The sequence below is a fragment of the Pseudomonas sp. GL-RE-26 genome (assembly GCF_019956275.1).
Taxonomy (GTDB): Bacteria; Pseudomonadota; Gammaproteobacteria; order Pseudomonadales; family Pseudomonadaceae; genus Aquipseudomonas; species Aquipseudomonas grandcourensis.
In genome coordinates this window covers 606,898-621,382 of the sequence record NZ_JAHBDI010000011.1, presented here as the reverse complement: position 1 = coordinate 621,382, position 14,485 = coordinate 606,898, and the positions used below count along the sequence as shown (strand labels likewise).

The following is a 14,485-nucleotide window of genomic DNA, read 5'->3' as shown; positions in this document are numbered from 1 at the left end:
CCTCGCAAGATCTATACAGGTGATTCACAGGAAGAGTATTTTCGTTGGGTCGGAGTGTAACCCAACAACTTTTGCGACACATAGGGTCAACTCATGACCATTTTGTTATTTTTAGTCATCAACAAAAAAGCCCGCGCAAGGCGAGCTTCTTTGTAACGGATTTATATGACTAAAGCGCAAACAACTCCGCCGGCAGTTGCATCAGACAATCACTACCCGCCTCTATGGCCGCACGATGAGCGGCAGTGCGTGGCAGCAGACGCTTGAAGTAAAACTCGTTGGTCGCCAGTTTGCCCCGGCAGAAATCGCCATCGTCGCTGCCCGCATCGAGCTGCGCCTGAGCCACCAGCGCCATGCGCAACCACAGGTAGCCGAGGATGATGTAACCGCTGTACATCAGGTAATCCACCGACGCGGCACCGACCTCGTCAGGGTTTTTCATCGCTGCCATACCGACCTTGGTAGTCAACTCACCCCACTGCTGGTTCAGTTGATTGAGCTGCGCCACATACCCGGCCAGTTGTGGATGCTCGGCGTTCGCCGCGCAGAACTTGTGGACGATTTTGGTGAAGCCGCGCAACAGCTTGCCCTGACTGCCGAGCACCTTGCGCCCCAGCAAGTCCAGCGCCTGAATGCCGTTGGTACCCTCATAGATCGGCGCAATCCGGCAGTCGCGCACCAGTTGTTCCATTCCCCATTCGCGAATGAACCCGTGGCCGCCAAACACCTGCATGCCGTGGTTGGTCACCTCCAGACCGGTGTCGGTCATGAAGGCTTTGCAGATCGGCGTGAGAAACGCCAACAAATCTTCGGCGTCCTGGCGCGCTGTTTCATCCGGGCTCAGGTGGGCAACGTCGAGCAACTGCGCGGTGAAGTAGGTCAGCGCGCGGTTGCCTTCGTTGAAGGCTTTCATGGTCAGTAACATCCGCCGCACATCAGGGTGCACGATGATCGGATCGGCGGCTTTTTCCGGCGCTTTCGGGCCGGTCAACGAGCGCATCTGCAAACGGTCGTTGGCGTATTTGATCGCGCCCTGGAAGCTCGCCTCCCCCAGACACAGCCCCTGCATGCCGGTACCCAGCCGCGCGTGGTTCATCATGGTGAACATGCAGTTGAGGCCCTTGTTCGGCTCGCCGATCAAGAAGCCCTTGGCCTCGTCGAAGTTCAGCACGCAGGTGGCCGAGGCCTTGATGCCCATTTTGTGTTCGATCGAGCCGCAGGACACGCCGTTGCGCTCGCCCGCTTCGCCCGCCGCATCGGGCAGGAACTTGGGCACGATGAACAGCGAAATGCCCTTGGTCCCGGCCGGCGCATCCGGCAATTTGGCCAGCACCAGGTGAATGATGTTGGCGCTCATGTCGTGCTCGCCGGCGGAGATGAAGATCTTGCTGCCGGAGATCGCGTAGCTGCCATCGGCCGCAGGTACGGCGCGGGTCTTGATGATGCCCAGGTCGGTGCCGCAATGGGCTTCGGTCAGGCACATGGTGCCGGTCCATTGGCCAGCGGTGAGCTTCTTCAAATAGGTCTGCTTTTGCGCCTCGGTGCCATGGGCGTGAATCGCCGACATCGCACCGTGGGTCAGGCCGGGGTACATGCCCCATGAGGTGTTGCTGGACCCCACCATCTCGCTGATCACCAGGCCCAGAGAGATCGGCAACCCTTGACCACCGTAAAGCGGATCCGCCGCCAGGCCATGCCAGCCGCCCGCGACATATTGAGCGAATGCCTGCTTGAAGCCCGCGGGTGTGGTGACCACGCCATTGTCGAAATGGCAGCCTTCTTCATCGCCGCTGCGGTTGAGCGGCGACAGTACGTTTTCGCAGAACTTCGCCCCTTCTTCGAGGATCGCATTGACCATGTCCGGGCTGGCATCGGTGGCCCCCAGTGCGGCGTAGTTGCGGTGAAAGTCGAAGACGTGGTCGATCAGAAAGCGCATGTCGCGCAAGGGAGCTTTGTACTCGGGCATGGTCATTCTCCGTCGGCAGATTTCTCCAACCTACTGCTGCCGACCACGCCTCACAATCACTTTGCGCTCGCTGAATGCGCCATCATCACTCAACCGTAGCGGCGTCCATGCGCACGGCGCCACGGCGGTTCTGCCCGAACGCCATCACGCAGTTGCGCCCGGCGCCTTTGGCGCTGTAGAGCGCCTGGTCAGCGGACTTGAGCACCTCTTCGGGGGTGCGCTGATCGATCCGCTCGGCGACGCCGATACTGACCGTCACCGACACACTCGACGCACCGGAACCGGCACGCCGCTGGCGCCCCTGCTGATCGTCCTGCGGGCGATTTTCCTGGTTTCGCAATTGAATGTTGTAAGTGGCGATGGACTCGCGGATCACTTCAAGATGCGGCATGCACTCTTCGAGGGTCTTGCCTGCAAACACTAGGGCGAACTCCTCACCGCCGTAGCGATAAGCCTTACCGCCACCGCCGATTTTCGACAGTTTGCTGGCCACCAGTCGCAGCACCTGGTCGCCGACGTCGTGGCCGTGGGTGTCGTTGAATTTCTTGAAGTGGTCGACGTCGCTCATGGCAAGCACGTAGTTGCGCCCCAACCGTTGCATGCGTTCATTCAGCGCACGACGGCCCGGCAGCCCGGTCAGTTCGTCGCGGAAGGCCATTTGATAGGCTTCGTGGGCAACGGCGGCGGCGATCATCAGCATCACCTGGCTGCACATGATGTTCAGCGTGAACGGCAGGATGAAGGTTTTCGGCAACATCCAGAACAACCCGAGCAGCCCCACCAATTGCGCGGCATGGAGCGGGCGCGGGTTGCGCCAGTATTGCCAGGCCAGCAGCAGGAACGCCGCAATGAACACCGGATAGGACAACTGGATCAGGCTCATCCAGGCGCCATGCAAGGCAGGCCAGCGAATCTCCGACAGCCAGATCAGCAGCGCGTGTGGATAACTTTGCTCAAGCGCCAGCGTCACGCTGCCGACCGCGAGCAAAACCGCGAAGCGTGCCACCATGTCCTGGAACAGATGGGTACGTTCCTGCCACGCCGCGAACACGCCAAACAGCAGCGGCAGCAGCAGGCAACACAAATGAAAGACCACGGCGGCATCGTCACGCACCTTGCCGTTGTCGCGGTAATAGTCGGTCTGGGTGTCGAGCAGGAAGTAGGCGATGTACACCGTGACCATCAGAAACAGTTCACGCTGGCGTCGGTACACCGCGCAATAGGCACCACCGAGCAACAGCACCAGGGTAGGCAGCACGTTGAACAGCGACGTGAAGAAGACGTTCAGATCCTTGATGTAAGCAGCCGCAAGCCCCGCCAGTAACAGTACTAATGACGGCAGGAAATGACTGAAACGTACAGCAGATGAGCGCGGCAAGGGTAAAGCTCCGACCCGTCAGATCAATAGATGGCAATGTGCCCACCACTTTAACGGCAGCCCCCCCGATTTACTGAGTGAAATACTGAGGTATTTGTAAAAAGTCGTCACTGGCAGCCATCAGCCGCCAGTGACGCAAGGGCAAATACAGTTACAGGTCGTTGTTGAACGGTTGCAGCGGCCCTTCCAGCGCTGCGCGACCTTCGGCACCGACCGGATTGAGCTCAATTTCGGCGTCCTGCGCCTGCCGGGTAGTGATCTTCGGACTGGCCGGTTTTTGCCCGACCGAGTTTTCATCACCCTTTTCGCCCTGTGGCAGTACCAGCGATGGATGGTCAAACGGCGCCCGTTCCCACGCGACCCGAGGGTCGGTCAGCCCGACTTCCATGAACTTGACCAGCGCATCCACTTCAACCGGGGTGAGGTTCAGCCGAGTCATGTCCGGATCGAGGTTCGAGCCGTTGTGCTGGTTGACCGCCGGGTGCTCGAAGCCACTGGTGTTGCTGGCATCTTCACCACGCCGGTCGCCGCCGCGGTTGTAGAACTCCATCACCTGTTGCAGCGTTGCGCGACTGCCGTTGTGGAAATACGGTCCGGTCAACGCGATATTGCGCAAGGTCGGTGTCTTGAAGGCGCCATCGACCGCATCGCGAAAACCGACATTGGGCTTGAGCGTCGCATCACAAGGGATGGCCGGGCTCAAAGGCACTTCGAAGGTGCACACATCAACTTCCAGCGGGTCAGGGATCTGGCCGCCCTGGAGTACGGTGTTGTACTCGCGAGTGAAAGACAACGGATTGCCCCAGGCATCCGCCCCGCCGAGCGCCAGGTCTTCCGAGGTCGGACGCACCCCGGTGTTGTAGAAGCCGTTGTCATAGAGCGTCGTGAGGTTGTCGGCCATGACCATGCGTTCGATCCGTTCCCGAGGATGGAACAGCAAGCGGCTGCCGGCGTTGGTCAATTCCGCGCCGCCGTGGCAACTGACGCACTTGCCCTTGCCCAGGAACAGATTCATGCCCTGGACCTGCTGGTCGTTCATGGCCGCATGATCGCCCTGCAAATAAGCATCCAGCGGCGCCTGGTCCGAGATCAGCGTGGACTCATACATCTGAATCGCCAGCCCGAAGAACAGCGGGAAGTTCGCCTCCATCTGGGTGTAGGGGGCGTCGCCCAACAAGACCTGCTGCGTGGCATTCCACAAACGCGGCTGGAACGCGTTCTTGATCAGTTCACGGTAAGTCGGCCGACGGCCGCGGGACACCGGCCCGAGTACTGAGTCGGTTGACGAGATCCGTTGCTGTTTGAGTATCAAGGTATCGAGCATGCGCCGGCCAATGTCGGCGAAGGTACGCCCACCGCAGGACATTTCCACCGGGCTGCCGGGCGGCCCTACCGCTTGCGAGGCGGCGGAAGCATCCTTGAGCGCCAGCCTGACTTTGGTCGCCACGCCACTGCGATCGCTCGTCACGAAAATCCCGGCGTCAGGGTCGCGATTGCCGAACGGTGAGAAACCGTTGAATACGTTGTTGGCCCGGCCATCCCAGAAGTTGCGCACGTTGAACGCAGCGTTGATCACCGTCGGTGCGTTACGCCCTGTGCTACGGCGAACATTGATACCGCCCACCTGGAAGATACCGTCTGGTTGCTGAATGCACTTGTCGAACCGCGACTGATTGGGCTTGACGAAGTTGGCGTCGAACACGCCTTGGGAGCCGATCACATCATCGCTTGAATAGACAATCGCCGAGTTGCGATCCAGCGGATCGGCCAGCACGTGGGTCGGGAAGTCACTTTTCTTCAGCAGGTAGTTCGGACCGCCTTTGCCACCGGACCTGGTGGTGTAGCTCGGCACGTCGCCCGGAATATCCGACGCGGTAAACGGCTTGTTGAAGATCGACGAGACGTTCGCGTTGGTGTTCGCCTGGCCCGGGTTGATCTGGTTGGTGGTGCGATGATCGACACCCGCGTGGAAGTGGCAAGACGCGCAAGCGGTGGAGCCGTCACTGCCGATCTCCATGTCCCAGAACAGTGCCTTGCCCAGGAAAACGGCCGCTGAGCGATTGAGCACGTAGTCGGCCATCAGGTCGACCTTGCGCCCGCCTTCGGTTCCTGAAGGGTCGGGAGGCGTCATGCCGCGCAGTGACTGCAGGCTGGGCACGTCCGGCACGGCCGGAACGACCGGGTCTGCGGCCCAAACGCTCATGACGGGCAGGCCCATGGCAAAGAGTGTCATCAACATCGCACGGGGCAAGCAGGTGGTTCGAAAGATGCTCAAATACTTAAACATGACGACGTTCCCGATTCAGTACGGAGTAGTCAGGCTCCGCGGTTGCCCTGTTGCGAGATGAGTTCATCGCCATGAATCTTGCTGCTCGCTGGAGTAACCACATCAACTTGAAGTTGCATGGGCAATGCGAGACCTGACTGGCAAAGCACTCTCGTGGCTCGGGCCATTTTAAAGAATGATATTTCGCACCACTGGGGTAGCGCTTGATGCAACTCTAGCCGCAATAAAATATTTCAACATGAAAATTTCAATATTTTTATTTAAGCCAAATCAATAAACCCTACAAACAACAGAAACTGCGCACTATTCCTCAGTTATGGTTAAACCTCACCCCATTATTGGGTGTAATTCCCCAAACAGCCCGCATCAGGCGATCACCAACGGTCTCTAAAGCCAGCATTTAAAGGGCATCACGCCACCAGACTGCGTTTCTTGAACCTGGCAGAGTATTTGCCAATCCAAACACCCCGGTGAAAGCGGTACTTTAAAAAACACCTGTAAAAAACCGCATCGCCAGCCAATAGAACCGTCTATCAGGCATATAAAATCCATTCGTGCGCAAGTTGTACTGCGCTAGCTATTACCTTTTTTATTCATACCGCCAATACAAGCCTATTCTTTCATCATCTTCTTCAACACCCCTTCCTGCACACATAAGACCTTAGTAGTATTTAACAGGCAACACTTCTCAATCAAAACCAATGGAGACACTTACTAAAATTTTTCACACCACTCCAAACTTGGGTATATATCCCCACCCACTTTGGCGTTAACCACTTAACATATAACTATGTGTATACCACCAACATCAGCGCAGCCCGCATTTTTGCTGGCTAACAAGCGACTGAACCAATCAGGCACGACTACTGCTATGAGCCCCTCAGGCTCAAGGAAATGTCTCTCGCGTTTGCGTCCGTAACCGGCCAACGCAACGCAGGTGAAAGCATCCGAACGGCAAGTGACGACAGTACACAGGCACTTATCCCGCCGGATCGAGCCCCAATTCGACACTCACGGCTTTGCGTTTTTCTTGCGCAGGATTCAGCGCATCAGCAGATCCGCGATCTCGATCGGCCGGCAATTGGTCCTGCAAGATTCTGGAGTGAGCCATGAGCTTATCTTTGTTCGAAAAAACGCTCGCCATACCGCTGCTGCCTCACAAACGATTCAACGGCATCTTCAGTCGGCATGCCCTGCTCGCCAGTGCCGTCGCTGTCGCACTGGCCATTGGTGCCGGTGGAGATGCATTTGCCAAAAACGGAGCTGGCGGTGGCGGCGGTGGCGGGACTGCCAAGCCCCCGGGTTTGCCCTCGCCGTTCACGACACCCACACTGCCCGATCCGATTTTTACAAACCCGACTGCGATTCATGGGTTTGACGTTACCGGTTTTATCCAAAACATGACCCTGGACACCACCAATGCGAATTGCCCCAATACCAGCAACCCGGGCCGCTTTGGGGGGACCGTCCAGTTGAACGGCGTCACGATTGTTGTCCCTTGCAACACCGTTATGCAGATGCCGGCCAATACCCTGACCTGGGCCGACTTCGTCAGGGGTGGAACGCTGGCGCTCGGAAAATCACCGGCAGCCTACCCCTCGTTCGAGATCCATGTGGTAGGTAATACTGTCTCCAACAAGCAAATTGCCGGGCTGATCTTTGTCTCCCAGCAATCAGTCAATGCGGGTAGCGGTATCATCACCCGGATCGACTACACCAATGGCAACCTCGAAGTTGACAGCGGGAACCCGACGCAACCCACGATCATTCAGATCAACGATCCGACTGGACGTTTTGGCCGTGCCCAAAGCCCCGACCCACGCTTCTCCGTCGATGATGCCAACCCGACCATCCATGCCGCCACCGGCTACCCGATGTGCGTGCCGCGCACGATTTCCGGGGACGATGCGCTCTGCCCACAGAAAAACCGGCCAAAAGTGGTCACCCCGACCACGACCAACAACTGCCGCAACTTCAGCCAGGCCGGCGTCACGCCTCCGGCCAGTGGAGAGCTCTCGGGTCCAGCGGTGGGGCAGGTCTATTGCAGCCAGTACGTCATGAAGAGATTCAGCGATGCTACACGCACGGCGACGGACTCCGACCCGACACAACAGGCACCCTTCGAAGTCGGCGACTTCATCAGCTGGTCCGGTACTCTGTTCAAGTCAGCAACAACGGGCCTCCCGGACTTCATCTCTGCACACACGATCGAGGCGAATGTCGGGATCTACACTCAGCCTGGTTCGCAGCCCAGCTACCTGGCTATCGGGGAGTTTGGCATCGGTACGGCCGACCCGGCCGCAACGGCCATCAACGGAGTAGCCCAGGAGACGCAGGACCGGATTTTCCTTGAAGCCTCCACCACCGACATCCAGACCCCGGTCGACATCTATCTGATCGATGTCAATCCATCGACAGGTGTGCAAACCAATCGCTGGGCGACACCCTATGAGATGACAGGTGAGTGCAACCCTGCGCTGGGCCTTGCGGCCAGTTGCCTGGGAGCCTCGGGCGGTATTACCACACAGAACACGGGCCCACAGCCACAACGCGCCAGATTACGCGCGACCAAAGCGCCCACCGGGCTACTTAGCCAGCCGACACGTACCTTGCGCGTCGTTGCGCGGTCACTTTGCGTTCCACAGCTAAGCTTGTCCCAGGTCGGCGTGGACAGTTGCATCCAGAACGCGAGCAGGCTGACCGTCGCCAATGGACTGATTGCCGGACAGTATGTGGCGCCGGTGTTCGAGTTCATCTTTCCGGAAGGCGTCAAGCCTGGCGATCCCGTCGTCCCGAACGACTTCTGGCACCTGCCGTTCATACGTAACGGAGAAGGCGTGGGCACCCCGACTGGCGTCGGCCCTCTCGACCCGACGCCATGGTGAGCAAGGCCTGACCACCGCGCAAAAAAAACCGCCGCTCCCGGAGGAAGCGGCGGCTTTTTTGAAGTTAAGGCTTAGTAGCCCAGGTCGAAGTTCTCTTCTTTCATGTCCATCAGGTTGTTGGCGCCCGACAGCATGGTTGCGACGTGAGTGCGGGTACGCGGCAGGATGCGCTGGAAGTAGAAGCGCGCAGTCTGCAGCTTGGCGGTGTAGAACGCCTCTTCGGAAGTGCCGGCAGCCAGTTTCTCGGCAGCCAGGCGTGCCATGTCAGCCCAGAAGTAGGCCAGGCAGGCGTAACCGGAGTACATCAGGTAGTCCACGGAGGCCGCGCCAACTTCTTCGCGATCTTTCATGGCAGCCATACCGACCTTCATGGTCAGCTCGCCCCATTCCTTGTTCAGTGCAGCCAACGGAGCGACGAACTCTTGAACCGCTTCGTTGCCTTCGTTGGTCTGGCAGAACTTGTGGACGATCTTGGTGAAGCCCTTAAGAGCCTCGCCTTGGGTCATCAGCACTTTACGGCCCAGCAGGTCGAGTGCCTGGATACCGGTGGTGCCTTCGTACAGCATCGAGATGCGGCTGTCGCGGACGTTCTGCTCCATGCCCCACTCGGCGATGAAGCCGTGGCCGCCGTAGATCTGCACGCCGTGGTTGGCCGATTCGAAACCGACTTCGGTCATGAAGGCCTTGGCGATTGGCGTCATGAACGCCAACAGTGCGTCGGCTTTCTTCTTCTCTTCTTCGTCCACACCGTACTTGACGATGTCGACCTGCTTGGCGGTGAAGTAAACCATCGCACGGTTGCCTTCGGCGAATGCCTTCATGGTCAACAGCATACGGCGTACGTCAGGGTGCACGATGATCGGGTCAGCGGCTTTGTCCGGCGCTTTCGGGCCAGTCAGCGAGCGCATCTGCAGACGGTCGCGAGCGTATTTCAGGCCGCCCTGGAAACCGACTTCGGCGTGGGCCAGGCCTTGCAGCGCGGTACCCAGGCGTGCGGTGTTCATGAAGGTGAACATGCAGTTCAGGCCTTTGTTCGCCGGGCCGATCAGGAAACCGGTGGCGCCGTCGAAGTTCATCACGCAGGTGGCGTTGCCGTGGATGCCCATCTTGTGTTCCAGGGAACCACAGGACACAGCGTTACGCGCGCCAACCGAACCATCGGCGTTCGGCATGAACTTCGGCACGATGAACAGGGAGATGCCTTTGGTGCCAGCCGGTGCATCCGGCAGGCGGGCCAGTACGATGTGGACGATGTTATCGGCCATGTCGTGTTCACCGGCCGAGATGAAGATCTTGGTGCCGGAAACCTTGTAGGAACCGTCGGCCTGAGGCTCGGCCTTGGTGCGCAGCATGCCCAGGTCGGTGCCGCAATGCGGCTCGGTCAGGCACATGGTGCCGGTCCACTCGCCGGAAACCAGCTTGGTCAGGTAAGCCTCTTGCTGCTCAGGGGTGCCGTGCTCGGAGATGGTGTTCATCGCACCGTGCGAGAGGCCTGGGTACATGCCCCACGACCAGTTGGACTCGCCAACCATTTCGCTGATCGCCAGACCCAAGGACTCCGGCAGGCCTTGGCCACCGTGCTCTACGTCGTGAGCCAGGCTCGGCCAGCCACCTTCGACGAATTGCTTGTAGGCTTCCTTGAAGCCAGTCGGGGTCTTGACGCCGGACTCGCTCCAGGTGCAACCCTCGATGTCGCCCACGCGGTTCAGCGGAGCCAGTACCTGCTCACAAAACTTGGCGCCTTCCTCGAGAATGGCGTCAACCATGTCCGGAGTTGCGTCGGCACAAGCCGGAAGGCTCTGATAGTGCGCTTCGTAGCCGAGCAGCTCGTCACGAACGAAGCGAATATCACGCAAGGGGGCCTTGTAGTCAGGCATAGCGATAAACCTCTGCTGATGTAACCGGGAATGAACGACCGCATGGATTTGTTGTTGCGATCAAACAGTTGTTTGAAACATACGTTTACGCCCAAATCTTGTCAAGCGTCGATCTTTTGCCGTTCGTCATCGCAGGATTGGACACACAGGCACGCGACAACGCAGCCGCGCTTGCGAAGCAGCCCGCCGCACCGAAAAGATTAGTTGAACAAGAAAGACTTACGCAGAAAAACGCCGCGAACAGGCGCGGCGCTGGAGGGTGCGGATTCTGTAAATAATCAGGCGTAGGTATCGATCAACGTCCCGAGCACTTCGTCGGCTGCCTTGGCGACTTTCACGCCCAGCTCCGCCTGAATCTTGCCTTGGGCCATTTCGGCCACGTTGCTGGCCAGGTCCGATTGCTGGCTGCGATCAACCGATCGCAGACGATCGACCTGTGCCTCGGAGGACTGGCTGGTGACCGAACGCTCGATGGTGGTGTTGGCGATCTGCCCGGCGGCTTGATCGACACGGTTCTGCCCTGTCTGAATGGTGCTCAGACCGGCATAAAAAGCGGTGTTTCCTGAGATTTCCATGGGAGAACTCGTCCTTTCAAAGGATCAACAGCGGCCATTGAAGCAGAGTGGCCGGCAAAACACCCGTCAAAAACACTAATGGCACAGTGCCTTGTCATAGGCAAAACCCCCATGCGACAAACTTCAGTCCAACAGGTCCAGTTGCAAGTGCTCGGCCACTGCCTCGGCCGTAACGGCCTTGAGTTTAGGCACACGCCCCAGGCACGGCGCCGGGAGGCGCTCGGCAAGGGTAGCCAGGTTTTCTTCCAGCCGCGAGGTCTTCGGGTCGATGATATTGGCCACCCATCCCGCCAGTTGCAAACCGTCCCGGGCTATCGCTTCGGCGGTCAACAAGGCATGGCTGATACACCCCAGGCGTACACCGACCACCAGGATCACCGGCAGCTTCAATGCGATGGCCAGGTCCGACAGATTGTCCTGATCCGCCAAGGGTACGCGCCAGCCGCCGGCGCCTTCGATCAGGGTGAAGTCCGCCTGCATGCCCAGAATCTGCCGCATCGGCGTCAGCAACGACTGCACCGTCAGCGCCACACCCGCCTCTCGCGCCGCCAGATGCGGGGCAATGGCCGGTTCGAAGGCCATCGGATTGACCTGTGTATAGGTCAGCGGCAGCGAACACTCCGCCAGCAAGGCCAGCGCATCGGCGTTGCGCAGGCCCTTGGGCGTCACATCGCAACCGGACGCGACCGGTTTGCCCGCCGCCGTGCTCAAACCCGCCGAACGCGCCGCATGCAACAGCCCCGCAGCGACCGTGGTTTTACCGACATCGGTATCCGTACCGGCGATGAAATAGGCTGCGCTCATAAGGGTTTCTCCAAGACGGCGTACACCACTTGATAAGTCGCCGGCAGGCCCTGGGCCTGACGAAACTGTTCGTAAGCCTCGATCAGACCCAGAATCCGCGCCCGGCCGGTCAAGCCACCCGGCCGCCCGGGATTGAGATTGTGCGCACCCAACGCCTTGAGTTCATGGGTCAGGCAACGCACATCCGGGTAATGCAGCACGTGCGCAAGGTTTTGCAGACTGACCACATTCAAGCCGCTGGCCGCACACAACTGCTGATAAACACCAAACTCCCGGAAGCGGTTGACGTGCACCATGCCGTCGACTTCGCGCCAGCTGTCACGCAATTCAAACAACGTCCCTACACACAGACTAGCAAACGCGAAAATGCCACCCGGCTTCAGCACTCGAAAAGCTTCACTGAGCACCGAGTCGAAGTCCGCGCACCACTGCACGGCCAGGCTGGAGAAGACCAGGTCGCAGGTCGAATCCTGCAGTGGCAAACGCTCGGCATCACCGGCCACGAAATGCGCGGCACCGCCCAGTGGCCGGGCGTGGTTGAGCATGCCTTCGGCGATGTCCAGCGCCACACCATGGCTGCCCGGAAATTGCTCGTCCAGGGTACGACTGAAATGCCCGGTGCCACAGCCAAGGTCCAGCCAACGCTGCGGTACGAAGTCCTGCGGCAGGCACCCGAGCAATTGTCTGCCCACATCACGCTGCAACTCGGCCACGCTGTCGTAGCTGGCCGCCGCGCGGGAGAATGATGCTGCAACCTGGCGCTTGTCGGGCAAGGCGCCGGGCAGGTTGGGAAGGGATAAATCAGTCATCACCGGACTCATGCAAAAAGGCCTGGATCGCCCCCGCCACACCGTGGGGATCCTCCAGGAGAAACGCGTGGCTGGCCTGTTCAATCAGACCGATTTCGACATCCGGCAGCAGTGCCAACAATTCGCCCGCCGCTTCCGCCGGCACCAACCCGTCGAGGCCGGCGAACAGATGCAGTTGCGGCCCCTGAAAATCCAGTAAAGCCTGGCGTGTACTCAACCCACCCAACAGCTCCAATCCACTGAGCAGCGCCGAAGCCGAGGACTTGGGAGCGCCAGCCAACAAAAGGCGAGCCAGCGAGCGTGGGTCGGGGGAGCCTTGTGAACAAAGAAGACTGAAGCGTTTCAAGGTCGCCTCCGGATTCAAACGGCATCCGCTGAGGAAGGCCTTGAAGTCCTCTTCGTGCATGGCATGGGACCAACCGGCCCAAGCCACAAAACAGGGATTGCTGGCCAACGTCAGCAACCCGCAGCAACGATCACCACGACGCGCCGCCAACTCGGACGCCAGCATGCCGCCCAATGACCAACCACCAAGCCAGGCGTCTTGCGGCAACGTCGAATCAAGCTCATCGAGCCACTCTTCAAGATCGCTCGACCCCAGCTCCGGCAACGGCTCGATCTCGACGCGCAGGTGCTCATCCAGGCCGCGCAAGGCCGCCGCAAGAGGCTCCAGCGGTGAAACGCCAAGCCCCCAGCCGGGCAGCAGAATCAGACGATCACGCATGGCTTGGCTCCGGCTTCAGTTGCTGAAAACAATCGGCCAGTCCATTTAACAATAGCTGTACCTGAACCTCGCTGTGGGCAGCCGTCAGCGTGACCCGCAGACGGGCACTGCCGGCGGGTACGGTCGGCGGGCGAATCGCGGTCACCATCAACCCGCGTTCGCGCAGCATTTGCGAAAGGCGCACCGCACGCCCCGCGTCACCGATCATGATTGGCTGGATCGGCGTGAAGCTGTCCATGAGTTCCAGGCCAATCTGCTCGGCACCTTTGCGGAACTGGCGGATCAGCGTCTGCAAATGCTCGCGGCGCCAGTGTTCGCTGCGCAGCAGTTCCAGGCTTTTCAACGTGGCGCAGGCCAGCGCAGGTGGCTGGCTGGTGGTGTAGATGTAGGGGCGGGCGAACTGGATCAGGCTTTCGATCAGCTCTTCGCTGCCAGCGACAAAGGCACCCGCCGTACCGAACGCCTTGCCGAGGGTGCCGACCAGCACCGGAACGTCATCCTGGCTCAAGCCGAAGTGTTCGACGATGCCGCCACCGTTGGCGCCCAGCGGTCCAAAACCATGGGCATCGTCGACCATCAACCAGGCGCCTTTGGCCTTGGCTTCTCGGGCCAGCGCAGGCAAGTCGGCGATATCACCGTCCATGCTGAACACGCCGTCGGTGACCACCAGCGTATTGCCGGTGGCTTTTTCCAGGCGTTTGGCCAGGCTCACCGGGTCGTTGTGCAGGTAGCGATTGAACCGCGCGCCGGACAACAGCCCCGCGTCGAGCAGCGACGCATGATTGAGCCGGTCTTCGAGCACCGTATCACCCTGCCCCACCAGCGCAGTGACCGCGCCGAGGTTGGCCATGTAGCCGGTGGTGAACAGCAACGCGCGCGGGCGACCGGTCAGGTCGGCCAACGCTTCTTCCAAGGCATGGTGCGGGGAGCTATGACCGATAACCAGGTGTGATGCCCCTCCGCCCACCCCCCACTTCGAAGCGCCGGCACGCCAGGCTTCGATCACTTGCGGATGATTGGCCAGGCCCAGGTAGTCGTTGTTACAGAACGCCAGCAACGGCTGGCCATCGACCACCACTTGGGGCCCCTGTGGGCTTTCGAGCAGCGGGCGCTGGCGGTAGAGGTTTTCGGCACGACGGGCGGCAAGGCGTGCGGCGAGATCGAAAGACATGCAGGCCTC

Annotated in this window: 10 protein-coding genes; 1 reads left to right on the top strand and 9 read right to left on the bottom strand. The window is 59.7% G+C overall.

What is annotated here, in order from left to right; translation table 11 throughout:
- Positions 1 to 169 precede the first annotated feature (169 nt).
- From KGB07_RS10370 to KGB07_RS10360, 3 genes are all read right to left on the bottom strand, one after another.
- Positions 170 to 1,966, bottom strand: coding sequence for an acyl-CoA dehydrogenase C-terminal domain-containing protein (locus tag KGB07_RS10370; protein ID WP_046039435.1), 1,797 nt, complete (start codon positions 1,964 to 1,966; stop codon positions 170 to 172).
- 85 nt (positions 1,967 to 2,051) lie between these two features.
- Positions 2,052 to 3,344, bottom strand: coding sequence for a GGDEF domain-containing protein (locus KGB07_RS10365; protein WP_046039434.1), 1,293 nt, complete (start codon positions 3,342 to 3,344; stop codon positions 2,052 to 2,054).
- A 151-nt stretch (positions 3,345 to 3,495) separates the two neighbouring features.
- A complete protein-coding gene (locus KGB07_RS10360; RefSeq protein ID WP_223465312.1) occupies positions 3,496 to 5,631 on the bottom strand; it encodes a cytochrome-c peroxidase in 2,136 nt (711 codons plus the stop codon).
- A 1,109-nt stretch (positions 5,632 to 6,740) separates the two neighbouring features.
- On the opposite strand from KGB07_RS10360, the gene KGB07_RS10355 reads away from it, so the two are divergent.
- Positions 6,741 to 8,516 carry a hypothetical protein gene (locus KGB07_RS10355; RefSeq protein ID WP_223465311.1) on the top strand — a complete coding sequence of 592 codons (1,776 nt, stop codon included), beginning with the start codon at positions 6,741 to 6,743 and terminating at the stop codon, positions 8,514 to 8,516.
- A gap of 71 nt (positions 8,517 to 8,587) precedes the next feature.
- Here the strand turns inward: KGB07_RS10355 and KGB07_RS10350 are convergent, their stop codons facing one another.
- From KGB07_RS10350 to bioF, 6 genes are all read right to left on the bottom strand, one after another.
- Positions 8,588 to 10,393: a phenylacyl-CoA dehydrogenase gene (locus tag KGB07_RS10350; RefSeq protein WP_008051571.1), complete on the bottom strand. Its 1,806-nt coding sequence runs from the start codon at positions 10,391 to 10,393 to the stop codon at positions 8,588 to 8,590.
- A gap of 278 nt (positions 10,394 to 10,671) precedes the next feature.
- Complete coding sequence (locus KGB07_RS10345; RefSeq protein ID WP_046039431.1) at positions 10,672 to 10,968, bottom strand: hypothetical protein; 297 nt, start codon at positions 10,966 to 10,968, stop codon at positions 10,672 to 10,674.
- Between the two features lie 123 nt (positions 10,969 to 11,091).
- Positions 11,092 to 11,772 (bottom strand): dethiobiotin synthase, encoded by a 681-nt coding sequence (gene bioD, locus KGB07_RS10340; protein ID WP_046039429.1) that lies wholly within the window; start codon positions 11,770 to 11,772, stop codon positions 11,092 to 11,094.
- The gene (gene bioC, locus KGB07_RS10335; protein ID WP_046039428.1) at positions 11,769 to 12,581 is read right to left on the bottom strand and encodes a malonyl-ACP O-methyltransferase BioC; all 813 of its coding nucleotides are present in this window, start codon (positions 12,579 to 12,581) and stop codon (positions 11,769 to 11,771) included. The genes bioD and bioC overlap by 4 nt, the downstream gene beginning before the upstream one ends.
- A complete protein-coding gene (locus tag KGB07_RS10330) occupies positions 12,574 to 13,305 on the bottom strand; it encodes an alpha/beta fold hydrolase (RefSeq protein WP_046039426.1) in 732 nt (243 codons plus the stop codon). The genes bioC and KGB07_RS10330 overlap by 8 nt, the downstream gene beginning before the upstream one ends.
- On the bottom strand, positions 13,298 to 14,476 hold the full coding sequence (gene bioF / locus KGB07_RS10325; RefSeq protein ID WP_046039424.1) for an 8-amino-7-oxononanoate synthase: 1,179 nt from the start codon (positions 14,474 to 14,476) through the stop codon (positions 13,298 to 13,300). The genes KGB07_RS10330 and bioF overlap by 8 nt, the downstream gene beginning before the upstream one ends.
- Positions 14,477 to 14,485: the final 9 nt, after the last annotated feature.